The sequence below is a fragment of the Streptomyces chrestomyceticus JCM 4735 genome (assembly GCF_003865135.1).
Taxonomy (GTDB): domain Bacteria; phylum Actinomycetota; class Actinomycetes; order Streptomycetales; family Streptomycetaceae; genus Streptomyces; species Streptomyces chrestomyceticus.
Window position 1 is genome coordinate 1,413,719 of sequence record NZ_BHZC01000001.1, and the last position, 23,211, is coordinate 1,436,929.

21 protein-coding genes, 1 tRNA gene and 1 pseudogene are annotated in these 23,211 nt (G+C 72.9%); 8 read left to right on the plus strand and 15 right to left on the minus strand.

The genetic code is table 11. The features are described from left to right. Positions 1-411: 411 nt before the first annotated feature. The 7 genes and pseudogenes from EJG53_RS05795 to EJG53_RS05825 all read right to left on the minus strand — a co-directional run bounded on the left by EJG53_RS05795 (position 412) and on the right by EJG53_RS05825 (position 7,430). Positions 412-1,209, minus strand: coding sequence for an ABC transporter ATP-binding protein (locus EJG53_RS05795; RefSeq protein ID WP_030023851.1), 798 nt, complete (start codon positions 1,207-1,209; stop codon positions 412-414). Beyond that, complete coding sequence (locus EJG53_RS05800) at positions 1,202-2,131, minus strand: ABC transporter permease (RefSeq protein ID WP_125043937.1); 930 nt, start codon at positions 2,129-2,131, stop codon at positions 1,202-1,204. Before EJG53_RS05800 ends, EJG53_RS05795 begins: the two co-directional genes overlap by 8 nt. A gap of 79 nt (positions 2,132-2,210) precedes the next feature. Beyond that, entirely contained in the window at positions 2,211-3,083 is an 873-nt protein-coding gene (locus EJG53_RS05805) for a glycosyltransferase family 2 protein (RefSeq protein ID WP_125049182.1), read from the minus strand. A 14-nt stretch (positions 3,084-3,097) separates the two neighbouring features. After that, positions 3,098-3,780: pseudogene (locus EJG53_RS05810) on the minus strand (CDP-alcohol phosphatidyltransferase family protein). 73 nt (positions 3,781-3,853) lie between these two features. Beyond that, complete coding sequence (locus EJG53_RS05815) at positions 3,854-4,915, minus strand: iron-containing alcohol dehydrogenase family protein (RefSeq protein WP_031012712.1); 1,062 nt, start codon at positions 4,913-4,915, stop codon at positions 3,854-3,856. Next, positions 4,903-5,640, minus strand: a complete 738-nt coding sequence (locus tag EJG53_RS05820; protein WP_125043938.1) for a phosphocholine cytidylyltransferase family protein — start codon at positions 5,638-5,640, stop codon at positions 4,903-4,905. The genes EJG53_RS05815 and EJG53_RS05820 overlap by 13 nt, the downstream gene beginning before the upstream one ends. Further along, positions 5,637-7,430 carry a DUF5941 domain-containing protein gene (locus tag EJG53_RS05825; protein ID WP_125043939.1) on the minus strand — a complete coding sequence of 598 codons (1,794 nt, stop codon included), beginning with the start codon at positions 7,428-7,430 and terminating at the stop codon, positions 5,637-5,639. The genes EJG53_RS05820 and EJG53_RS05825 overlap by 4 nt, the downstream gene beginning before the upstream one ends. Before the next feature lie 879 nt (positions 7,431-8,309). Between EJG53_RS05825 and EJG53_RS05830 the strand changes: the two genes are divergently transcribed. Both EJG53_RS05830 and idi read left to right on the plus strand, forming a co-directional pair. After that, complete coding sequence (locus EJG53_RS05830; protein WP_125043940.1) at positions 8,310-9,257, plus strand: cation diffusion facilitator family transporter; 948 nt, start codon at positions 8,310-8,312, stop codon at positions 9,255-9,257. A 56-nt stretch (positions 9,258-9,313) separates the two neighbouring features. Further along, positions 9,314-9,925 carry an isopentenyl-diphosphate Delta-isomerase gene (gene idi / locus EJG53_RS05835; protein WP_125043941.1) on the plus strand — a complete coding sequence of 204 codons (612 nt, stop codon included), beginning with the start codon at positions 9,314-9,316 and terminating at the stop codon, positions 9,923-9,925. Here idi and EJG53_RS05840 read toward each other — a convergent pair. From EJG53_RS05840 to EJG53_RS05855, 4 genes are all read right to left on the minus strand, one after another. Next, on the minus strand, positions 9,900-10,301 hold the full coding sequence (locus tag EJG53_RS05840) for an ATP-binding protein (RefSeq protein ID WP_371858660.1): 402 nt from the start codon (positions 10,299-10,301) through the stop codon (positions 9,900-9,902). The genes idi and EJG53_RS05840 overlap by 26 nt on opposite strands. 235 nt (positions 10,302-10,536) lie before the next feature. Next, a complete protein-coding gene (locus EJG53_RS05845) occupies positions 10,537-11,205 on the minus strand; it encodes an HdeD family acid-resistance protein (RefSeq protein ID WP_125043943.1) in 669 nt (222 codons plus the stop codon). A gap of 115 nt (positions 11,206-11,320) precedes the next feature. Then, positions 11,321-11,394, minus strand: a tRNA-Met gene (locus EJG53_RS05850). Between the two features lie 83 nt (positions 11,395-11,477). Then, on the minus strand, positions 11,478-13,157 hold the full coding sequence (locus EJG53_RS05855) for an ABC-F family ATP-binding cassette domain-containing protein (RefSeq protein WP_125043944.1): 1,680 nt from the start codon (positions 13,155-13,157) through the stop codon (positions 11,478-11,480). A gap of 55 nt (positions 13,158-13,212) precedes the next feature. Between EJG53_RS05855 and EJG53_RS05860 the strand changes: the two genes are divergently transcribed. Then, positions 13,213-13,965, plus strand: coding sequence for an enoyl-CoA hydratase/isomerase family protein (locus tag EJG53_RS05860; RefSeq protein WP_125043945.1), 753 nt, complete (start codon positions 13,213-13,215; stop codon positions 13,963-13,965). Positions 13,966-13,986: 21 nt separating this feature from the next. Here the strand turns inward: EJG53_RS05860 and EJG53_RS05865 are convergent, their stop codons facing one another. Beyond that, entirely contained in the window at positions 13,987-14,382 is a 396-nt protein-coding gene (locus EJG53_RS05865) for a hypothetical protein (protein WP_125043946.1), read from the minus strand. A 140-nt stretch (positions 14,383-14,522) separates the two neighbouring features. Between EJG53_RS05865 and EJG53_RS43260 the strand changes: the two genes are divergently transcribed. Beyond that, entirely contained in the window at positions 14,523-15,587 is a 1,065-nt protein-coding gene (locus EJG53_RS43260) for an ATP-binding protein (protein WP_167515062.1), read from the plus strand. Between the two features lie 35 nt (positions 15,588-15,622). Then, positions 15,623-16,612, plus strand: coding sequence for a hypothetical protein (locus EJG53_RS05875; protein ID WP_125043948.1), 990 nt, complete (start codon positions 15,623-15,625; stop codon positions 16,610-16,612). A gap of 17 nt (positions 16,613-16,629) precedes the next feature. On the opposite strand, the gene EJG53_RS05880 is transcribed toward EJG53_RS05875, so the two are convergent. Both EJG53_RS05880 and EJG53_RS05885 read right to left on the minus strand, forming a co-directional pair. Continuing rightward, positions 16,630-17,268 (minus strand): DJ-1/PfpI family protein, encoded by a 639-nt coding sequence (locus tag EJG53_RS05880; RefSeq protein WP_125043949.1) that lies wholly within the window; start codon positions 17,266-17,268, stop codon positions 16,630-16,632. A 66-nt stretch (positions 17,269-17,334) separates the two neighbouring features. Next, positions 17,335-18,303, minus strand: coding sequence for a GlxA family transcriptional regulator (locus EJG53_RS05885; RefSeq protein ID WP_125043950.1), 969 nt, complete (start codon positions 18,301-18,303; stop codon positions 17,335-17,337). Positions 18,304-18,511: 208 nt separating this feature from the next. Between EJG53_RS05885 and EJG53_RS05890 the strand changes: the two genes are divergently transcribed. The 3 genes from EJG53_RS05890 to EJG53_RS05900 all read left to right on the plus strand — a co-directional run bounded on the left by EJG53_RS05890 (position 18,512) and on the right by EJG53_RS05900 (position 22,890). Then, positions 18,512-19,321, plus strand: a complete 810-nt coding sequence (locus EJG53_RS05890) for an SCO6745 family protein (RefSeq protein WP_125049183.1) — start codon at positions 18,512-18,514, stop codon at positions 19,319-19,321. A gap of 141 nt (positions 19,322-19,462) precedes the next feature. Further along, positions 19,463-20,200, plus strand: a complete 738-nt coding sequence (locus EJG53_RS05895) for an SAM-dependent methyltransferase (protein WP_125043951.1) — start codon at positions 19,463-19,465, stop codon at positions 20,198-20,200. 257 nt (positions 20,201-20,457) lie between these two features. Further along, entirely contained in the window at positions 20,458-22,890 is a 2,433-nt protein-coding gene (locus tag EJG53_RS05900) for a Tex family protein (RefSeq protein WP_125043952.1), read from the plus strand. 50 nt (positions 22,891-22,940) lie between these two features. On the opposite strand, the gene EJG53_RS05905 is transcribed toward EJG53_RS05900, so the two are convergent. After that, complete coding sequence (locus EJG53_RS05905; protein ID WP_125043953.1) at positions 22,941-23,159, minus strand: hypothetical protein; 219 nt, start codon at positions 23,157-23,159, stop codon at positions 22,941-22,943. Positions 23,160-23,211 lie beyond the last annotated feature (52 nt).

A 23,211-nucleotide genomic window follows, 5' to 3' on the forward strand; every position in this document is an offset into this window, starting at 1 on the left:
GGAGGCTGCCCGGCGCGTTTCGGAGCCGGAGAGTTCCAGTAGCCATTGCCGTCACGCCTCCCGTTCTACACCGCCAAGCCAAAACATCCCATTTCGGACACGCCGCATGACGCGACCCGCCCGATCGGGATCCCGGTCGCCAGGACGGGTACGCATTGCCCGACTTGCGCCACTTGTGCTGTTCAGTACCCGTACAGCTTACGCCGTACATCTCCTTGGCGTCCGAGGGGGTACCGAACCTCGAAGCAACGATCCGGTCAACATCCATAGGCCATGAACTGTTCCTGTATCCGGCCGAGTTGACCAGCCGTTAACGATCTCAAGACCGGCACACGACCTTCCGCGGCCGACCCGCGACGATCAACGGCCCCCGCGAGCCGGACTCGCGGGGGCCGTGCGGCGCCGGGCGGGCTACTTGCCCGACTCCTTCTCGTACGCCTTGATCACCTCGTCGGTCGGGCCGTCCATCAGCAGCTCGCCCCGCTCCAGCCACAGCACCCGGTCGCAGGTGTCCCTGATCGACTTGTTGTTGTGGCTGACCAGGAAGACCGTACCGGCCTCCTTGCGCAGCTCGCGGATGCGGGCCTCGGAGCGCTTCTGGAACGCCCGGTCACCCGTGGCCAGCGCCTCGTCGATCATCAGGACGTCGTGGTCCTTGGCCGCCGCGATGGAGAAGCGCAGCCGGGCCGCCATGCCGGACGAGTACGTCCGCATCGGCAGCGAGATGAAGTCGCCCTTCTCGTTGATGCCGGAGAAGTCGACGATCCCCTGGTAGCGCTCGCGCACCTGCTCGCGGGACATGCCCATCGCCAGGCCGCCGAGCACCACGTTCTTCTCGCCGGTCAGGTCGTTCATCAGGGCCGCGTTCACGCCCAGCAGCGACGGCTGGCCGTGCGAGTAGACCCGGCCGCGCTCCGCGGGCAGCAGGCCGGCGACGGCCTTGAGCAGCGTCGACTTGCCGGAGCCGTTCGAGCCGATCAGGCCGATCGACTCGCCGCGGTAGGCGGTGAAGCTGACGCCCTTGACCGCGTGCACCTCACGCACCCCACCGGAGGGCTTGCGGCGGATGATGCGGTTCAGGGCCGCGGTGGCGCTGCCCTTGCCCGCTCCGGTGCCGTACACCCGGTACACGATGTGCAGGTCGTCCGCGATCACGGTGGGGACGCGGTTCCCGTCCGCCGTCTGTACGGCGTCCTCTTGCTCAGCCACGGCCGTACCGCTCCTCAGCCTTCCAGAAGTACACGAAGCCGACGACGCCCATCACCAGCGCCCAGCCGACGGCCAGCGGCCACACGTGCGGGGGCAGCTTGTCGGAGGTGAAGCTGTCGATCAGCGCGAACCGCATCAGGTCGATGAAGACCACGGCCGGGTTGCAGTCCAGCAGGACGTGCACGAAGCCCGGGATCTTCTTCTCCTTGAGGATCTGGTCGATGCTGAACATCACGCCGGACGCGTACATCCACGTCCGCATGATGAACGGCATGAGCTGCGCCAGGTCCGGCGTCTTGCTGCCCAGCCGGGCCATGACCATGGCCAGTCCGGTGTTGAAGACGAACTGGAGCACCAGCGCCGGGATCGCCAGCAGCCAGGACCAGGTGGGCACCTGTCCGTAGCCCAGCAGGATGAGGACCAGCACGCCCATCGAGAACAGGAGCTGCTGTAGCTGCATCAGGCAGAACGAGATGGGCAGGCAGGCGCGCGGGAAGTGCAGGGCGCGCACCAGGCCCAGGTTGCCGGAGACCGCGCGGGTGCCGGCCATCACCGAGCTCTGCGTGAAGGTGAAGATGAAGACGCCGGTGACCAGGAAGGGCACGTAGTCCGCGACACCGCGGCTGGTGCCGATCAGCAGGCCGAAGATGAGGTAGTAGACGAGCGCGTTCAGCAGGGGCGTCACCACCTGCCACACCTGGCCCAGCTTCGCCTGGCTGTACTGCGCGGTCAGCTTCGCGCTGGAGAAGGCGCGGATGAAGTGCCGCCGGTCCCAAAGCTGCCGGACGTACTCCGGCAGGCTGGGCCGCGCCCCGCTCTGCGTGAGCCCGTACTTGCGGGCCAGCTCGGCACGGGACAGCCCGTCGTCGGATGATGGCGGGGCACTCATGGCGACCGCACTGTCGTGCGTAGTCTCGCTCACTGTTGACACTTTCGTCCTCAAGGTGCGCTGCCGGGGCCGTGCCCCGGGTTCGCGCCTGATGCTCTCAGATCCGAGCTTGTCAGATGACGGGAGGGCGGCCCAGCCGGGTCAGTCGCCACACGGTACGCCACTTCATGGGGCGCCGGGGACCACCGGACGTGGCCCAGCCCTCCTTGAAGCCGCCCAGCCAGGCACGGAGCGCGGGCCGCGAGGGCCGCCGGGCCAGGGTGAGCAGGAACCAGACACCGAGATAGACCGGAACCAGCGGAGCCGGAAGGTTACGGCGGGCCAGCCAGACCCGGTTGCGGGCCACCATACGGTGGTAGACCGCGTGCCGGCTGGGGGCGTGCGTGGGGTGCAGCAGCACCATGTCCGCGCGGTAGTCGATCATCCAGCCCGCGTCCAGGGCCCGCCAGGCCAGATCGGTCTCCTCATGGGCGTAGAAGAAGTCGTCGGGCAGCCCGCCGACCTCCTCGAAGACCTTCGTACGGACCGCGTTGGCGCCGCCCAGGAAGGTGGTGACCCGGGAGGACCGCAGCGGGTCGGAGGCCCGCAGCCGCGGCACGTGCCGGCGCTGGGTCTCCCCCGTCTCCGGGTCCGCGATACGGAAGCTGATGATGCCCAGCTTCTTGTCGCGGGCGAACGCCTCACGGCACAGCTCGGCCGTGTCCGCCCGCTCCAGCAGCCCGTCGTCGTCCAGGAACAGCAGCACGTCCACCTCGCTGCCGCCCGGGCCGAACGCCTCGATGCCGACGTTGCGCCCGGCGGGGATGCCGACGTTCTCCGGCAGCTCCACGGTCCGTACGCCCTCGGGCAGCGCCGGCAGCGGCGAACCGTTGCCGACGACCACGACCTCGATCGGGTCGCCGTGCTGCTTGGCGACCGAGTCGAGCAGGGCGCGCAGCTCCTCGGGGCGGTTGCCCATGGTCAGGACGACGGCGCCGACCTTCATCTCGCGCGCCCCCGTCACTTGAGCCTGCTGGAGGCGAGGATGGACACCAGGTGGAGCAGCGTCTGGAGGAGCGCGATACCGGCCATCACCGCGACGCCGAGCCGCGAGAAGAACAGGTCGCCCCGTACCGCGTCCACGACCGCCAGGAGCAGGATCACCAGCGACGCCTCGATGCCGAGGATCAGCCGGTGGAACTTGAGCGCGGCGGCGGCCTTGCGGGCCAGCGCCATGCCGGACGAGCGCGGCTCGGACGCGGCCTCCTTGACCGGCGGCAGTCCGCCCTGGTGGCGGGCGACGCCGACCAGGTCGGTCTCGGCCTTGATCAGGATCGCGCCGAGGGCGGCCAGGGTGCCCAGGAAGGCCCACAGCCAGTCGATCCGCCCGGAGCCCCACAGGTCGGCGGCACGCAGTCCGAAGCCGACCAGTACGGCGGCGTCGGTGAGGTAGGCACCGACCCGGTCCAGGTAGACCCCGCCGAGCGAGAACTGCTTCTTCCAGCGGGCCACCTCGCCGTCGACGCAGTCGAGCAGCAGGTAGAGCTGGACCATCACCACCCCGAGGACGGCCCCCAGATCCCCGGCACCAGCAGGGCCGGGGCCGCGAGGACACCGCAGAGGGTCATCACATAGGTGAGCTGGTTCGGCGTGATCCTGGTGTTCACCAGGTACCGGTCGCAGCGCAGCGAGATTTCCCGCATGTAGAGGCGACCGGCCCAGTGCTCACCGCTGCGTCGGTCCTTGACACCCGCGGGGTGCACGACCGGGCGGAGTTCAGCTACGGACGGCTTGTGCATAGTCGGCGTATGCGTCCCTGATCTGGTCGGTGGACAGGTCGAGGTGTTCGAGGATCGTGTAGCGGCCGGGGCGGGTCCGCGGCGCGTAGGCGACGGCCTCGACGAACTCTTCGTCGCTGAAGCCGATCTCGCCGGGCGTCACCGGCAGGCCGTGCCGCCGCAGCACCTCGATCATCAGCCCGCAGGTCTCCTTGTCCCCGCGCAGGTGCGTGGCGAAGGCGGCGCCGAGGCCGCACTGCTCGCCGTGGCTCGCCGCCCGCTTGGGGTAGAGGAGGTCGAAGGCGTGGTTGATCTCGTGGCAGGCGCCGGAGGCCGGACGGCTGTCGCCGGCCACCGACATCGAGATGCCGGTGAGGACCAGGCCCTCGGCCAGCACCTGGAGGAAGCCGTCGTCGCCGACGCCGCCGGGGTGGCGCAGCACGGCCTCGCCGGCCTGGCGTGCCATGGCGGCGGCCAGCCCGTCGATGTCCTCGCCGGTCTCGCGGTGCGACAGCTCCCAGTCCGCGACGGCGGAGATGTTGGAGATGGCGTCGCCGATCCCGGACCGGACGAAGCGGACCGGGGCCTCCCGGATGACGTCGAGGTCGATCACCACGGCGATCGGGTTGGGCACGCCGTAGGAGCCGCGGCCCGCGTCGTTGTCGAGGGTGGCCACCGGCGAGCACAGGCCGTCGTGCGACAGGTTCGTCGCGACGGCGACCAGCGGCAGGCCGATACGGGCCGCCGCGTACTTCGCACAGTCGATGATCTTGCCGCCGCCGAGGCCCACCACCGCGTCGTAGTGGCCCTTCTTCATGGCGTCGCCGAGCTTGATCGCGTCGTCCAGCGTGCCGCCGCCGACCTCGTACCAGTCGGCGCCGGGCAGCGCGGGGGCCAGCCGCTCCCGCAGCCGGGCGCCCGAACCGCCGCTGATCGCGACGGCGAGCTTCCCGGACGCGGAGATGCGCTGATCGGCCAGCAGGCCCGCCAGGTCGTCCAGTGCGCCGGCGCTGATGTCGACGACGACCGGGGACGGAATGAGGCGGGTCAGTACCGGCATGCGATCTCACGGCCCTTCGCGAGGTCGTCGTGGTTGTCGATCTCGACCCACGCGACCTCGCCGATGGGCGCCACGTCCACCTGGAAGCCGCGGTTGACCAGCTCCTGGTAGCCGTCCTCGTAGTACAGGTCGGGGTCGCGCTCGAAGGTGGTCTTCAGCGCGTCCGCGAGCTCCTCGGCGGCCGAGCCCTCGATGAGGGTGACGCCGATGTACTCACCGGTGGCCTCGGCGGGGTCCATCAGCTTGGTGATCTTCTGGACGCCCTTGTCCGGGTCCACGACGACCTTCATCTCCTCGTCGGCCAGGTTCTTGACCGTGTCCAGCGCGAGGATGATCTTCTTGCCGTCGCCGCGGGCGGCCAGCAGCGTGCGCTCGACGGAGACCGGGTGCACGGTGTCACCGTTGGCGAGGATCACGTCGTGCTTGATCGCGTCCCGACCGCACCACAGGGAGTAGGCGTTGTTCCACTCCTCGGCCTTGTCGTTGTCGATGAGCGTGAGCTTGAGGCCGTACTTGGCCTCCAGCGCCGCCTTGCGCTCGTACACGGCCTCCTTGCGGTAGCCGACGATGATCGCGACCTCGGTCAGGCCGATCTCGGCGAAGTTGCCGAGCGTCAGGTCCAGGATGGTCGTGTCACCGTCCACCGGCACCAGGGCCTTGGGCAGAGTGTCGGTGTAGGGACGCAGACGCCGTCCGGCGCCGGCGGCCAGCACGAGGCCGATCATGCGGGTTCTCCTTCATCGTGTACGGCGGGTGCTCCGGAGGACACCCAGAAGCGGATGCTCTCCACGAGCACCAGCAGCGCCAAAACCAGTGCCAGGACCGTCAGCGCGATTGTGAAACCTGAGCCGTGCAGCAGAGCCGCCAGGAGGACAACGAGCAACGTGCGCCCCTCGTGCCCGCCGGCCGCCCGCACCAGCCGGCGCGGCGGGGCCCCCGTGCCGACGCGGATGCGGTAGACGGTGTCGTAGTGATGGTAGGCGACCGCCGCGACTAGGCCGAACGCCGCGGGCAGCGCCTGGTCGGCGTCCGAGCGGGCCGCCACGACCAGGATGGCTACGTACTCGCCCACCCGGAAGAGCGGCGGTACGAGCCAGTCGAGCGGGCCCTTGAGGGGGCGGGCGACGGCGCCACCGGCGAAGGCCGCGTACACGGCGGCGCCGAGCACCGGCCACCAGCTTCCGGCGTCGCTCCACGTCAACTGCGCCATGAGGAAGGCCACGCCCGCGAACGCCATGACCGGAGCGGTCACCGGGCCGCCCGCCGCCGGGCCCTTGGCCACCAGCTCGGCGAGCGGGCCGGAGTCCGCGAGGTCGGCGAGTGCGGCCGCCGCCCGGTCGGTACGGCGGGCGCGCCGCGTCAGCGAGCGCAGCACCCGGCCCGCCGTGGTGTAGCAGGCGGCCAGGGCGCAGCCGACGAGCAGCGCGTAGAAGACGATGCGCGGGGTGGTGCAGGCGGTCAGCAGGGCGATCATGGCCCAGCGTTCGCCGATGGGCAGCACGATCATCCGGCGTACCCAGACCGTCCAGCCGACGCTGTCGAGCCGGTCGGACAGGGCCGCGGTGGGGCTGGTGTTGCCGGTGGCGTCGTGGTTCGCCTCGTTGAAGGAGAAGTCGACAACATGCCGGCAGGTCTGGAGCACCATGGCCCCCAGAGCCAGCGCCCACACGTCGTCGCCACCACGCGCCGCACCGAGCGCGAGACCCGCGTAGTACGCGTACTCCTTCGCCCGGTCGAAGGTCGCGTCGAGCCAGGCGCCCATCGTCGAGTACTGGAGCGAGTAGCGGGCGAGCTGCCCGTCGGTGCAGTCCAGGACGAAGGAGAAGATCAGGAGCAGGCCGGCGGCGATGAACCCGCCGCGGCTGCCGGTGGCCGCGCAGCCCGCCGCGACCACCGCGGTGAGCAGCGACGCCGTGGTGACCTGGTTGGGGGTCAGGCCGCGGCGCGCGCACCAGCGGGCGATGTAGCGGGAGTACGGGCTGATGCAGAAGGTGGTGAAGAACCCGTCACGGGCCTTGACGGCGGTACGCAGCCGTACGGCCTCGTCGTCGACGGCGGCGACGGCCTCCTCGGCCGTGGCGCGCTCCGCTGGCGTCAGCGGGACGGCGGCGACCAGGCTGCCCAGCTCGACGCGCTGCAACGCGGCGTCTCCGGCCTCCATGGTCTCGGCGAGCGCGTCCGGCAGGACGTCCACGCGGTAACGGGTGCCGGGCCCGGCGGGCACCGCGGCGGCGGCCTGCTGGAGCGCGGCGCGCGCCTCGGGCTGCGCGGTGACGGCACCCGGCACCGCGGCGGCCGGGAAGCGCGGGTCGGTCAGCGCCAGCCGGAGGCTGTGCAGGTGGCCCACGAACCGGGGGTCGACCACGGCGACGCGTTCATCGGCCGGAACCGCGGCGAGCGCGTCGGCCACGGCCGCGGCACCGTCCGCCGTACGGACGTCGAAACCCAGCGAGCGCAGGGCGGCTTCGAGCGGCGACCCGGCGACCGGCGGACCGGTGAGGATGGCGGTCGACAGACGAACTCACTCCTTGGAAGCTGGCGAGGCCGCGCCGGTCGGTCCGCATTCGATACGAACTACCCGGGCAGCGGGCGTGGCACACCTGGGCCCCCAGGGGGCGGGTGGGCACGTCGGCAGAGGCTATCGGATCGCCGGATGCGGCCGTTCACCGCGCATTCACCGCACGATCGAGTGACCGCAGGCTGCGCCTGCCGCGATCATCATGGTGGATCAACGCACCCAGGAACAACTGACGCCCGGCCGCGCCCCGGACATCGCGCCGGTTATGCCACATCTGGCCACATGTGGGGGGAATGCCGGGCGGGTGGGGTGGGGCACGGGGTGGGGGGAATGCCGGGTGGCGGGAAAGCCGGGTGGGTGGGGTGAGCGGGGCGGGGCGGGGCCGGGCGAGGCGGGATGAGCCCCGGCGGGGCGGGTTTCGGCGTCGGGTGAAGCGCCTACAGGCGGAGCACCACGTACCCCCACCGGGGGCTTACCCAGCGGAGGCGGCCGGGAAGCACGCGCCGGGCGGGCGGGGCGAGCGGAGCGGGGACATGACGGAGCGGGCCCGGGCGAGGCGGGGCGCGTCCCGGCGGAACGGGTTTCGGCGTCGGGCGAAGCGCCTACAGGCGGAGCACCACGTACCCCACCGGGGGCTTACCCAGCGGTGGCCGACGGGAAGCGCACGCCCGGCGGGTGGGGCGTCCGCCACGCCCGGCGGGCGGGGCGTCCGCACCCCCTCCCCCGCCGCCCCGCCCCCGCATAACCGCAGGTCAGCGCATGACAACGGTGTTCAGCTTCGCGTTGCCACATACCCCCCACCCGTAGTTCACTGCTGGTGCCGGCGGCTTCGGCCGGCGCGGTGTGGTGGCGGCAGTTCGGACGGAGGCGTACGGCATGGGCGCAGGGCACGATCACGGGTTCGGCGGGTCGGTGGCGGGCGGTGCGGGGGCCGGTACGGCGGCCGCTGCGTATCGCGGGCGGCTGCGTGGGGCGCTGGTGCTGACCTCGGCCGTCATGGTTGCCGAGGTCATCGGCAGCGTGGTCACCGGTTCGCTGGCGCTGCTCGCCGACGCGGGGCACATGGCCACGGACGTGGTCGGGCTGACGATGGCGCTGATCGCGATCCGCTTCGCGAACCGGCCGCCGTCGCCGCAGCGCACCTTCGGTCTGGCCCGCGCCGAGATCCTCGCGGCGGTGGCCAATGCCCTGCTGCTGTTCGGGGTGGGCGGGTACGTGCTGGTCACGGCGGTGCCGCGGTTCTTCGAGCCGGTCGGGATCGAGGGCGGTACGACCATGGTCTTCGGCGCCGTCGGCCTGGTGGCGAACCTGGTGTCGCTGGCCCTGCTGATGCGCGGGCAGCGCGACAGCCTCAATGTGCGCGGTGCCTTCCTGGAGGTGGCGGCGGACGCGCTGGGGTCGGTGGCGGTCGTCGTGGCGGCCCTGCTGGTCACCGTCACGGGCTGGGCGGCGGCCGACCCGGTCGCGTCCATCGTGATCGGGCTGATGATCGTGCCGCGTACCTGGAAGCTCTTCCGCGAGTCCCTGGACGTACTGCTGGAGTCCGCGCCCAAGGGAGTGGACATGACCGAGGTGCGGGCGCATCTGCTGGCGCTGCCGGGCGTCGAGGACGTCCACGATCTGCACGCCTGGACGATCACGTCCGGGATGCCGGTGCTCTCGGCGCACGTGGTCGTCGCCCCGGACGTACTGGACACCGAGGGTCAGGAGAAGATGCTGCGCGCGCTGCGCGGCTGCCTGGGCGGGCACTTCGACGTCGGGCACTGCACGTTCCAGCTCGAGCCGGGCGGCCTGGCGGCGCACGAGGCGCAACTGTGCCCATGATGCGGGCGCGGCTAGGGCAGACTTGAGCGGCGAGGAGACCGACGACAAGGATGGGCATGCCGATCACACCTGCCAACGGACAGACCGCCGGGACCACGGCGGTGACCCCGCCGGACGGCACCGCCGAACCGATCTTGCTGGAGCTGGTCGACGAGAACGGCACGACGATCGGCACCGAGGAGAAGCTCGCCGCCCATCAGCCGCCCGGCCTGCTGCACCGGGCATTCTCGGTCTTCCTCTTCGACGACCGGGGGCGGCTGCTGCTCCAGCGCCGGGCCCTGGGCAAGTACCACTCCCCCGGCGTCTGGTCCAACACCTGCTGCGGCCATCCGTACCCCGGTGAGACGCCGTTCGCCGCGGCGGCCCGGCGCACCGCCGAGGAGCTGGGGGTCGCCCCGGCGCTGCTCGGCGAGGCCGGTACGGTCCGCTACAACCACCCGGACCCGGAGTCCGGGCTGGTCGAGCAGGAGTACAACCACCTGTTCGTGGGACTGGTGCAGGCCGCGCCGGAGCCGGACCCCGAGGAGGTCGGCGAGATCGCGTTCGTGACGCCTCAGGAGCTGGCCGAGCGGCACGGGCAGGCGCCGTTCTCGGCGTGGTTCATGACCGTGCTGGACGCGGCCAGGCCCGCCGTACGGGAGCTCACCGGGCCGTCGGCGGGCTGGTAGGCCCGCCCGTCTGCGGGGCGAGCGGCAGTTCGGCCCAGACCGCCTTGCCGCCGCTCGCCGTGTGCTCGACGTCGCACTTGCCGCCCGCCTCGGCGGTGAGCATCTTGACCAGCCACAGTCCGCGCCCGCCGATGTCGCCCTCGCCCGCCTCCAGGGCCTTGGGGCGGTACGGGTGGTCGTCCTCGACGGCGGCCCGGATCCAGTCGGCGCCGACCGTGATCTCGACGGTGATCTCGGGGGAGAGCAGCGCGGCGTGCTGCACGGCGTTGGTGACCAGTTCGGAGACGATCAGCAGCAGGGCGTCCATGACCTCCCCGGCCGCCGGCACGCGCTGCCGGGCGAGCAGGTCCCGGACCGCGTGGCGTGCCTGGGGCACCGACGACTCCAGTGCCGGTGCGGTGAAGCGCCAGACTCCTTCGTACGCGCGCGCGGCGGTCAGCTCCTCGGGGGTTCGGCCGGGGGGCCGGAAGGCGTCCTCACCCTCCGAGTGTTGGTTGTGAGCAGGTCAGGACCGGCCCGCTGAACACAAGTCAGCTTCTATCGACGCCTTCTGACCGAATCCGTAATCGGTGATCAGACCTGCGACTGATCCTGACCTTTTTGTTTCCTGTTCAAGGATTGCCGGACGAGGCCGGTGGGCGCCCGGTGGCGTCCGGTGCGCCCGTCCGCGGGCCGCGGCCGCCCGCCACCATACCGACGATCCGCCGCCCCCCGACGCCCATCGCGATCAGCCCCAGCCCGTCGAAGAGCAGCGCGAGGGAGAAGAAGCAGCCGATCACGTACCGGCTGCTGTGCGGCCAGTCGCCGAGCACCAGCACGCCCAGCAGGATGCCGAAGGCCCCCTGCACCAGCGTCCAGCCGAACTGCGGCCCCCGTACGACCACGCCGCCGGCGAGCCGGAAGACGCCCCCGGTGAGGAACAGCAGCGCCGCGAACATCGTCAGCCCCGCCGCGGCCACCTCCGGCTCCCGGATGACGACCACTCCCGCGGCGATGTTCAGGGCCGCCACGATCACCGCGAGCCAGAAGAAGCTGGTGCCGCGCGACTGGATCGCGTGCAGCAGCCCGACCACGCCGCCGATCAGCAGCAGCCAGCCGAAGAGCAGCATCGAGGTGAGCGTCGCGAAACCGACGTAGACGAGGCCCACCAGACCGGCGACCACCAGGATCGCCCCGAGCACCGCCAGCAGGCCGAAGCTGCGCTTCAGCTCACCGGCCGCCTGTGTCCCCGGCGGCGCCGTCGCTGCCGAGGTCTTCGAGGATCTGCTTCTGCCGAGCATCGCGGTCCTCCTCATGGATGCCTTTGTCCCGGTATACCCCGTTCAGGGCCGGATGGCAGCGCACGCACGACAGCAGGCCCGGTGCTTACGGAAAGCACCGGGCCTGCTGCGGAAGTAGCGGGGACAGGATTTGAACCTGCGACCTCTGGGTTATGAGCCCAGCGAGCTACCGAGCTGCTCCACCCCGCGTCGGTGAACACCACACTACGGGGCGCCGGGGCCGTACGCCAAATCGCCGGGCGGGACGGCCCTGCCGGGCGCGGCGGGGCCGCTCAGCGGACGCGTTCCGTGATCCGCCCGGCCTCGACCTCGATGCGCCGGCCGGTGTCCACCGCCTCCAGCATCCGGCGGTCGTGGGTGACCAGCAGCAGCGTGCCCCGGTAGGAGGCGAGCGCGGACTCCAGTTGTTCGATCGCCGGCAGGTCGAGGTGGTTGGTCGGCTCGTCCAGGACCAGCAGGTTGACGCCGCGGCCCTGGAGGAGGGCGAGGGCGGCGCGGGTCCGCTCGCCCGGGGAGAGCGTCGAGGCGGGGCGCAGTACGTGGGCCGCCTTGAGCCCGAACTTGGCGAGCAGGGTCCGTACGTCGGCCGGGGACATCTCCGGTACGGCCGTACGGAACGCCTCCGCCAGCGGCTCGTCGCCGAGGAAGGCGCCGCGGGCCTGGTCGACCTCGCCGACGACGACTCCGGGGCCGAGGGCGGCGTGTCCGGCGTCCAGCGGCAGCCGGCCCAGCAGGGCGGCGAGCAGGGTGGACTTGCCGGAGCCGTTGGGGCCGGTGACGGCGACCCGGTCGGCCCAGTCGATCTGGAGGTCCACCGGGCCGAAGCGGAAGTCCCCGCGCCGCACCTCGGCGCCGCGCAGGGTGGCCACGACCGCGCCCGCGCGGGGCGCGGCGGCGATCTCCATGCGCAGTTCCCACTCCTTGCGCGGCTCCTCGACCACCTCCAGGCGCTCGATCATGCGCTGGGTCTGCTTGGCCTTGGCGGCCTGCTTCTCGGTGGACTCGGTGCGGAACTTGCGGCCGATCTTGTCGTTGTCGGTGGCCTTGCGCCGGGCGTTCTTGACGCCCTTCTCCATCCAACTGCGCTGGGTGTGGGCGCGCGCTTCGAGGGACGCCCTGGTGTCCGCGTACTCCTCGTACTCCTCGCGGGCGTGGCGCCGGGCCCACTCGCGCTCCTCCAGGTACGCGGCGTAGCCGCCGCCGTAGGTGTTGACCTGCTGCTGCGTGAGGTCCAGTTCGACGACGCGGCTGACCGTGCGGGTCAGGAACTCGCGGTCGTGGCTGACCAGGACCGTGCCGGCGCGCAGGCCGGTGACGAACTCCTCGAGCCGGGCCAGGCCGTCCAGGTCGAGGTCGTTGGTGGGCTCGTCCAGCAGGAAGACGTCGTAGCGGGAGAGCAGCAGCGAGGCGAGGGAGGCGCGGGCGGCCTGGCCGCCGGACAGGGACGTCATCGGCTGGTCGAGGCCGACCGCGAGGCCGAGCTGGGCGGCCGTCTCCGCGGCGCGTTCGTCGAGGTCGGCGGCGCCGAGCGAGAGCCAGCGCTCCAGGGCGGTGGCGTACGCGTCGTCGGCGCCCGGCCGTTCCTCGACCAGCGCCTCGGTGGCGGCGTCCAGGGCGGCCTGGGCGGCCGTGACGCCGGTACGGCGGCCGAGGAAGGCGCGTACGGACTCTCCCCCAGACTCCGTCTGGGAGGTGCCCCCACCGTTCCGGTCCGGCTCCTGCGGGAGGTGGCCGACGGTGGCGGTGGGCGGGCTGAGGCTCAGCCCGCCCTCCTCCGGGGTGTCCAGCCCGGCCAGCAGGCGCAGCAGGGTGGACTTGCCGGCGCCGTTGGCGCCGACCAGGCCGATCACGTCCCCGGGCGCGACCACCAGGTCGAGGCCGGAGAACAGGACGCGCTCGCCGTGGCCGGCGGCGAGGGACTTGGCGACGAGGGTGGCGGCGGTGGCAGACATCAGACCGCTGATCGTATCGGGCCCGTGACCAGGCCGTCGCTCTAATATCCGGGGCATGGAACCGGGCATCGTCACGAACGTCAGCGGCGGCACAGCGACCGTCACCCTCAGCCACCCCGCCAAGCGCAACGCCATGACGACGGAGATGTGGCGGGAGGTGCCGCCGCTGCTGGAGCGGCTGGCGGCGGACCGTGCCGTGCGGGTGCTGGTGCTGACCGGGGCGGGCGGCACGTTCTGCGCCGGCGCGGACATCGGGTCGCTGCGCGGGTCGGCGGGGGCGGAGAAGGGGCTGGCGACGGCTGCGGAGGAGGCGCTCGCGGCGTTCCCGAAGCCGACGCTGGCGGCGATACGCGGGTACTGCGTGGGTGGCGGCTGTCAACTGGCGGCCGCGTGCGACCTGCGGTTCGCGGAGGAGGGTGCCCTGTTCGGGGTGACGCCCGCGAAGCTGGGGATCGTCTACCCGGCGTCCGCGACCCGGCGGCTGGTGCGTCTGGTGGGCCCGTCGGCCGCCAAGTACCTGCTGTTCTCGGGCGAGTTGATCGACTGTGCGCGGGCGCTGCGGACCGGGCTGCTGGACGAGGTGCTGCCCGAGGGCGGGCTGGACAAGCGGGTGGCGGACTTCACCGCCGTACTGGCGAGCCGGTCGCAACTGACGCAGGCCGCGGCGAAGGAGTTCGCGGACGGTCCCGCCGACGCGGAGCGGGTGGCCCACTGGGAGGCGCAGGCAGGTGAAAGCGGCGACACCGCGGAGGGTGTCGCCGCTTTCCTCGAACGCCGGACGCCGCGTTTCACCTGGACGGCTCGGTGATACGGGCCACGGGGAGACGGGTCATCCCACCTCGCCGTCCGTCTTGAGCGTCAGACGCACGTTCGTGTCGGCCGTGCCGTTGTTGGTGACGCAGGCGGTGTAGTCGCCGGCGCCCGGCCAGCCGGCCCAGGTGTCGCGCAGTTCCGCGCCGTAGGCGGTGACCAGGCCGGGCGAGCCGGTGCCCGGTACGGTCGCGCCCTGGTACTGGAGCTTGAACTTCGCGCCCTGGCCGGTGGCCTTGCCGTCCGCCCGTACGGTGTGCTGGGCGGACTGCTGCACGCAACGCTGCTCCCCCGGACGCAGCGTCCCGCCGTAGAACTGCGCGGCGGCGGCCGGACCGGCGGCCGACAGGGCCAGCCCCGCGGCCGCGGCCCCGGCGCACACCGTCCCCATGACAGCGGTGATCCTGCGGTTCATCTTGCTTCGCCCCCCTGAGTCGCCGGATGGACCGACACCAGGAAGCTACGGGCGGGAACCGACCGGATGGCAGCCCGGCCGCTGTCCGTTTCCTGTCCGATACGGGTCCGTTCCGGCCACCCCGGCGACATACTTGTCGGGTGTCCGACCGGTTGGGCGACCGGCTCGCGACGGCGCGCGAAGAGGGCTTCGTCGGCCGCCGTGGTGAGACCACGGCCTTCCGCGAGCTGCTGGCCGCCGGACGCGGCGCGGTGGTGTACGTGCACGGCCCCGGCGGCATCGGGAAGACCACGCTGCTGCACCACTTCGCGCAGATCGCCCGGCGCGCCGGGCGGACCGTCGTCCAACTGGAGGCGTCCGGGGTGCGCTCCTTCGAGGAGGAACTGGCGGAGCGCATTCCGGACCGGCCCGATCTGGTGCTGCTGATCGACGGCCTGGACGACGCGCGGGCCACGCGCGAGACCGTGCACCGCGAGCTGCTGCCCCGGCTGCCCGCCGACGCGCTGGTCGCGCTGGCCTGCCGGACGGCGCCGCCGCTGTCGTGGCGTCTGGACCCGGCCTGGCAGGGGCTGCTGCGGCTGCTGCCGCTCGGTCCGCTGGACGAGGCGGACAGCCGGGAGCTGCTCACCCGGCGCGGGGTGCCGCCCGCCGTGCAGGAGCAGGGGCTGGCCTTCACCCGCGGGCACCCGCTGGCGCTCGCGCTGGTGGCGGACGTCGCCGCGCTCGGCGGCGAGGCGGCCGGGCCCGAGCCGTCGCCGCAGGTGGTCCGGGCGCTGCTGGCCAGCCTGCTGGAAGCGGTGCCCACGCCGCTGCACCGGACGGCGCTGGAGGCGTCCTCGCAGGTGCTCTCGACGACCGAGCCGCTGCTGGCCGCGCTGCTGGACGTGCCCGACGCCCGGCCGTACTTCGACTGGCTGTGCGGGCTGTCCGCCGTGGAGAGCGGGGCGCGCGGGGTGCATCCGCACGATCTCGTGCGGGACGCGCTGGACGCGGAGCTGCGCTGGCGCGACCCGGAGCGCAGGGCGGCGCTGCACCGCCGGGCCAGCGCGTACTACCAGCGGCTGTTCACCCGGGAGGACGACCGGGGGCGGCAGCGGGCGGTGCTCGCGGACTTCGCGTACCTGCACCGGGACAGCCCGGTCGTCGGTCCGCTGCTGGAGCCGGTGGCGCGGGGGCGGCGGGCGCGGCCCGGCTGGACCGGCTGACCGTCTCGCCGGGGCCGGTCACCGGGGGCGAGCTGGTGGAGGCGTGCACGGTCGCCGCGATCCACGAGGGGATCGAGGCGGCGCGGCTGGTGCACGAGTGGTCACGGCGTCCGGAGGCCGAGACGTACACCGTGCGCGGTCCGGACGGGGTGGCGGCGGGCTTCTACACGCTGATCGAGCTGGGCGGCGCGCCCCCGCCGGGCGGGCCGGACGACCCGGCGGTACGGGCCGCCTGCGGCTGGCTGGACGCGTACGGTGAACTGCGCGGCGACGAGACGGCGTTGCTGGTCCGGTTCTGGATGAGCCGCGACGAGTACCAGGCCGTCTCCCCCGTGCAGACCCTGATCACGCTGCGGCTGACCCACCACTACCTCACCGGCCGCCAGCCCGCCGTGACGCTGCTGCCGTTCGCCGACCCGGAATTCTGGGAGCCGGGCTGCGCGTACGTGGACTTCGCCCGGCTGCCCGCGGCGGACTTCACGTCCGGCGGGCACCGGTTCGGGATGTTCGTGCACGACTGGCGGCGGGTGCCGGGGCTGGCGTGGCTGGCGATGCTGACCGAGCGGGAGCGGGCCGAGGACCCGTTCGCCGTGGCCCCGCCCGCGCCGTCCGGCCCCTTGCGGGTGCTGGACCGGGAGGTGTTCGCGGCGGCCGTACGGGACGCGCTGCGCGAGTTCGCGCGCCCGGACGGGCTGCGGGACTCGCCGCTGCTGGAGACGCGGCTGGTGGCCGGGCGGTGCGCGGCGGACGCGGTGGACGGGACGGGCGCGCGGGAGCGGGTGGCGGCGCTGCGGGACGCGATCCGCGCGGCGGCGGCAGCGCTGGAGGAGTCGCCGCCGGACCGCCGGGCGTTCCGGGCGCTGCACCACACGTATCTGCGCCCGGCCGGTACCCAGGCGCGCGCCGCTGAGCTGCTGCGGCTGCCGATGACGACGTACCGGCGTCATCTGGCGGCGGGGATCGGCCGGCTGACGGAACTGCTGTGGCAGGAGGAGCTGGAGGGCGGCGGGCCGGAGGCTCCCTGAGGGGTACGGCCCGGCCGTCAGCCTTCCAGGACGAACCGGCTGCGGGCCCGCATCGCCGCCGTGACCTCGGCCGGGGCCTTCTCCGGCGAGCCCGCCTCGTACGGCGGCTGCGGGTCGTACTCGATGCCGAGCTGGATGGTCTGCGCGCGGGTGTCGCCGGCGATCCGGCCCGCCAGCGCGAGGCCCATGTCGATGCCGGAGGACACACCGGCGGCGGTCACGTACTTGCCGTCGAAGACGACGCGTTCGCCGGTCGGTTCGACGCCGTGGGACGGAAGTTGGTCCAGCGCGAGCCAGTGGGAGGTGGCGCGGCGGCCCTTGAGGAGCCCGGTGGCGGCGAGGATCAGCGATCCGGTGCAGACGGAGGTGGTCCAGGTGGTGCGGGTGTCGACGGCGCGGATCCAGTCGTGCAGCGGGCCGTCGTCCATCAGCGCGGCCTGGCCGGGGCCGCCGGGCACGACGAGCACGTCCGGGGCGGTGACGTCGTACAGGGCCGCGTCGGCGGTCAGGGCGAGGGTGCCGGTGTCGTTGCGGTGTTCTCCGGTGCGCTCGGCGACGAGGACGGTCTCGGCGCCCGGGATGCGGCTGAGGGTGTCGTACGGGCCGACGGCGTCGAGGGCGGTGAAGCGGTCGTAGAGGAGGATGGCGATCTGCATGTGGGGGCCTTTCGGTACGGGACCTTCCGGTGCGGCGCGGGCCTCGGCGGCCAGCGGCCGGGCCGGTCAGCCGAACGGTGGCGGCGAGGCGGGCCGGAAGCGGCGGCGGTATTCGGCGGGAGCGGCGCCCAGCGTGCGGGTGAACGCGCGGCGCATCGCCTCCGGAGTGCCGTAGCCGCAGCGGCGGGAGATGCCCTCGACGCCGTCGGCGGTGTCCTCCAGGAGGCGCCGGGCGGCCTCCAGCCGTACCCGGTCGACGTAGCGGCCGGGCGTCATGCCGACCTCGGCGCGGAAGGCGCGGGCGAAGTGCCGGGGCGACAGGCCCGCGCGGTCGGCGAGCGTCTCGACGGACAGGTCGGCCGCCGGGTTCTCGGTGATCCACTGCTGTACGTCGCGCAGCGGGCGCCGGTCCGCTGTCTGGGCGGCGAGCTGGGCGCTGAACTGCGTCTGGTTGCCGGGCCTGCGCAGAAAGACGACCAGGTGGCGGGCGATGTCCAGGGCGAGGTCGCGCCCGAGGTCCTCCTCCACCAGCGCCAGCGCGAGGTCGATGCCGGCCGTGACGCCCGCCGAGGTGGCCACGTCGCCGTCCCGTACGTAGATCGGCTCCGGGTCGACCCGTACGGCCGGGAAGCCCGCGGCGAGCGCGTCGCAGCGGGTCCAGTGGGTGGTCGCCCGGCGCCCGTCGAGCAGCCCGGCAGCGGCGAACAGGAACGCTCCGGTGCATACCGCCATCTTGCGCCGCGCCTGCGGGGCGTTCGTACGCAGCCAGTCGACGAGCCGGGGGTCGGGCGCCCGGGTGCCCCGGCCGCCGGGCACGAGGAGGGTGTGCGGCGGTGCGGCGTCGGACAGCCGGAGGTCGGGGGTCACAGTCAGTCCGCTGGACGTACGCACCGGGGCGCCGTCGAGGGAGGCGGTACGGACCGGGTACGCGCCGGGCGCTCGCAGGGCGGCTCCCGTGAAGACCTCCAGGGGGCCGGTGACATCGAGGCTCTGTACGCCCTCGAAGAGGACGACCAGCACGTCGCGCTGTTCCATGGCGCCCATCCTGGGCGGGTGCGGCGATGGCGGCAATGACGAATAACCCACCTTTACGGCCATCGGCGGCCGTGGGAAGCGGCCCCGGACCGGCGTGCCGCGGGCCTGCCCTCCCTTCCATACCAACGGGTCGGTAACCTGCGGGCATGACCTCCACGACCTCGCTCCCGAGCGCGCCGGCCGGCGCTGTCACCACGTCGTCAACCCGCTGCACTCGACCGTCTACTTCTCGCCGGACCTGCCGGCCGAACTCGCGGCCGTCGGCGTCGAGGACCGCGCCGCCGCCTACTTCGCGAGCCGGGCCGCGGCCCTGGGCGCGGTGGGCCCCGGCACCGTCACCGCGACCTTCTACAACTTCGCGTACGACCTGGTCGCCCGCCACATACCGCAGGTCTGGTCGGTCGTGCCGCCCGCCGAGGTGCTGGCCGCGCGGCTGCGGGCGGTCGACAGCACGCTGCGGCGGCTGCTCGGCGACGCCGTGGTGGAGTCGCCGGAGATGGCCGAGGCGGCCCGGCTGGCGCTGCGCGCCACCGAGGGCTGCACCCGGCACGCCCGTCCGCTGTACGCCGCGCACGCCGACCTCCCGGTCCCCGAGGCCCCGCACCTCGCCTACTGGCACGCGGCGACGCTGCTGCGCGAGCACCGGGGCGACGGCCACCTGGTCGCGCTGCTGGAGGCCGGGCTGAACGGCTTGGAGGCGCTGGTCACCCACACCGCCACCGACCGCGGCGCGGACCGCTCGTGGCTCCTGGCGACCCGCGGCTGGTCACTGGAGCAGTGGGAGGCCGCCGAGGAGGGGCTGCGCGAGCGCGGCATCCTGGACGCGGCGGGCGCGCTGACCGAGGCGGGCACCAAGCTGCGCGCGGACCTGGAGGACACCACGGACCGGCTGGACCTGGCACCGTACGAGCACCTGGGCGCGGCGGACGTCGCCCGGCTCACCGAGCTGGCCACCGGCTTCACGCAGGCCGCGGTGGCGGCGGGCGCGTTCCCGAAGGAACTCCTCGGCAAGCGCTGAGGGCCTGAGCCGCAGGCGGAGCCGTCCGGGCCGACGCGCGGGAACCGTACGCCAGTTGGCCCGCCGGCCAGGGATCCGTACGGCATCCCGCGCACGGATATCCAGGTGCACGGGACGGGCCGCCGCTGCCAGGCTGCGCCGATGGACCGTCAACGGATCTCCCGGATCGCCCACACCGACCACCCGATCGCGGCGCCGCTCGACGGCGACGCGGTGCGGCAGTTGCTGGAACACGCCCTGCCGCGCGGCGACGAGCGGGTGCTCGATCTCGGGTGCGGGGGCGGGGAATGGCTGCTGCGCGCGCTGGCCCGGCATCCGGGGCTGCGCGCCGAGGGTGTGGACGTCTCCACGGAATCCCTGGCCCACGCCCGTACGGCCGCCGCCGCGCAGGGCGTCGCGGACCGCCTCGTGCTGCACCACGTGGACGCCGCGGACTTCCGCTCCCCGCACCCGTTCGGCCTGGTGCTCAGCGTCGGGGCCGCGCACGCCTTCGGCGGCCTGCTCCCCACGCTGGCCGCGGCGCGGCAACACCTGGCCCCCGGCGGCCGGGTCCTGGTCGGTGACGGATTCTGGGACCGTACGCCGTCCCCGGAGGCCGTCGAGATGCTCGGGGACTTCGCCGACCTGCCGACCACTCTGGAACGCGTCACCGCCGCCGGGTGGACCCCCGTTTACGGACACGTCAGCAGCCGCCGGGAGCTGGACGACTACGAGTGGTCCTGGAGCGGATCGCTGGCCTCGTGGGCGCTGGACCAGCCGGAGGGCCCCGACCGGACCGAGGCACTGGCGGCGGCCGGTGCCCACCGCACGGAGTGGCTGCGCGTCTACCGGGAAAGCTGGGGATTCGTCAGTCTGGTGCTGCGCCGCACCGACGGCTGACCGACGGCCGGGGGCCGCCGGCGCACACGCTGACACGCCCGGACACCGAGCCCGTCCCGGCCGCCCGCCGGCCCCCGGTGCGCGGTACGTCCCGCCCCGCCCGTCCCGTGCGTATCCCCACGTCCCGTACGGGCCGCCACCCCGCGCGTGCGGCTTCTCACACCTCGCCGCGGCGGCCCGGGTCGCGCGACAGTGAAGCCCGCCAACCTGCACAATGCAGGCTCAAGCAAACGCTGGAAGGCGGGGCAGGAAACAACGTGACGGCATCCACCGAGGCCAACGGGGCGTCCGGGACCATCGGATCCATCGAAGCGAGGATCGCCGACGAGCTCGGCGTCAAGGAGCGGCAGGTGAAGGCCGCGGTCGAGCTGCTCGACGGCGGCTCGACCGTGCCCTTCATCGCCCGGTACCGCAAGGAAGCGACCGAAATGCTCGACGACGCGCAGTTGCGCGCGTTGGAGGAACGGCTGCGCTACCTGCGGGAGCTGGAGGAGCGGCGGACCGCGATCCTGGAGTCCGTACGGTCGCAGGGCAAGCTGGACGCCGCGCTGGAGGCGCAGATCCGGGGCGCCGAGTCCAAGGCCCGGCTGGAGGACATCTACCTGCCGTACAAGCCCAAGCGGCGCACCAAGGCGCAGATCGCGCGCGAGGCGGGCCTGGAGCCGCTGGCGGACGGCCTGCTGAGCGACCCGTCGGTGGAGCCCACGGCCGCCGCTGCCGCGTTCGTGGACGCGGACAAGGGCGTCGCCGACCCGGCCGCCGCCCTGGAGGGCGCGCGGGCCATCCTCACCGAAAGGTTCAGTGAGGACGCCGACCTCATCGGCGAGCTGCGGGAACGCATGTGGTCGCGCGGGCAGGTCGCCGCGAAGGTGCGTGAGGGCAAGGAGGAGGCGGGCGCCAAGTTCGCCGACTACTTCGACTTCGCGGAGCCGTTCACCGCGCTGCCGTCGCACCGCGTCCTGGCGATGCTGCGCGGCGAGAAGGAGGAGATCCTCGACCTGGCGCTGGAGCCGGAGACCGAGCCGGTGGAGGGCACCACGGCGTACGAGCAGGCCATCGCCCACAAGTTCGGCATCACCGACCGCGGCCGGCCGGCCGACAAGTGGCTCAAGGACACCGTGCGCTGGGCCTGGCGCACCCGCGTCCTGGTGCACCTCGGCATCGATCTGCGGCTGCGGCTGCGGCAGGCCGCCGAGGACGAGGCGGTACGGGTCTTCGCGTCCAACCTGCGCGACCTGCTGCTGGCGGCGCCCGCCGGCACCCGCGCCACGATGGGCCTGGACCCCGGTTTCCGTACGGGCGTGAAGGTCGCCGTCGTGGACGCGACCGGCAAGGTGGCGGCGACGGAGACGATCTACCCGCACGTGCCGCAGCAGAAGTGGGACCAGTCGCTGGCCACACTGGCGCGGCTGGCCCGGGAGCACGACGTCGAGCTGATCGCCATCGGCAACGGCACCGCGTCCCGTGAGACGGACAAGCTGGCCGCCGATCTGATCGCGGCGCAGCCCGAGCTGAAGCTGACCAAGGTGATGGTCTCCGAGGCGGGCGCCTCGGTGTACTCGGCCTCCGCCTTCGCCTCGCAGGAGCTGCCGGAGCTGGACGTGTCGCTGCGCGGCGCCGTCTCGATCGCGCGCCGCCTCCAGGACCCGCTGGCCGAACTGGTCAAGATCGATCCCAAGTCGATCGGCGTCGGTCAGTACCAGCACGATCTGTCCGAGGTGAAGCTGTCGCGTTCGCTGGACGCGGTGGTCGAGGACTGTGTGAACGGTGTCGGTGTGGACGTCAACACCGCCTCGGCGCCGCTGCTGTCGCGGGTGTCCGGCATCAGCTCCGGGCTGGCCGAGAACATCGTCGCGCACCGCGACGCCAACGGCCCGTTCCGCGCCCGCAAGGCCCTCAAGGACGTGGCGCGGCTCGGCCCGAAGGCGTACGAGCAGTGCGCGGGCTTCCTGCGCATCCGCGACGGCGAGGACCCGCTCGACGCGTCCAGCGTGCACCCGGAGGCGTACCCGGTGGTGCGCCGGATGGTGAAGACGGCGGGCGGCGAGGTGTCCTCGCTGATCGGCAACACGGCGGTGCTGCGCTCGCTGAAGCCCGCCGACTTCGTGGACGACTCCTTCGGCCTGCCGACCGTCACCGACATCCTCCAGGAGCTGGAGAAGCCGGGCCGCGACCCGCGCCCGGTCTTCAAGACGGCCACCTTCAAGGAGGGCGTGGAGAAGATCGGCGACCTGGAGCCCGGGATGCTCCTGGAGGGCGTGGTGACCAATGTCGCCGCCTTCGGGGCGTTCGTGGACGTCGGTGTCCACCAGGACGGCCTGGTGCACGTCTCCGCGATGTCCAGGACCTTCGTCAAGGACCCGCGCGACGTGGTCAAGCCGGGCGACATCGTGCGCGTCAAGGTGCTGGACGTCGACATCCCGCGCAAGCGGATCTCGCTGACGCTGCGCCTGGACGACGAGCCCGGCAAGGGCGGCGGCGCGGACGGCGGCGGACAGCGCCAGGGCGCCCCGCGCGAGGGGCGGCGCGGTGACCGGGAGGGCCAGCAGCGGCGCGGCAGCACCCCGCGTCAGCGCCAGGGCGGCACCGAGCGCCGCGGCGGCTCGCGGGACGCGGCCCCGGCGAACGGCGCCATGGCCGACGCCCTGCGCCGGGCGGGCCTCCTGGGCAAGGAGCGCGGCGGACGCTGAGCACGGCGCGGCCGGGACCGGTTCGAGCCGGTCCCGGCCGCCCGTTCAGCTCACTCGGGCGTGTCCGTACGCGGTACCGGGCCGGGGCCCTTGCGGTGCTTCCCGGTCTCCGGCTTCCCCACGTGGCTGACCCAGTGGTCGCCCTCCTGCGACACGTAGCTCTCCCCTACGCCGGCGGCCTCCCCGGCACTGCGGTCCGGGGAGGCGGGGGCGTTCTCCCGCGCCGCGCGCTCTGCCCTGCGCTCCCGTTCGGGGCGGTTCTTCGACATGTCACCCATGCTGGCTCCCGGCTTCACGCTGGAATCGACGGTTCGGTGGCGC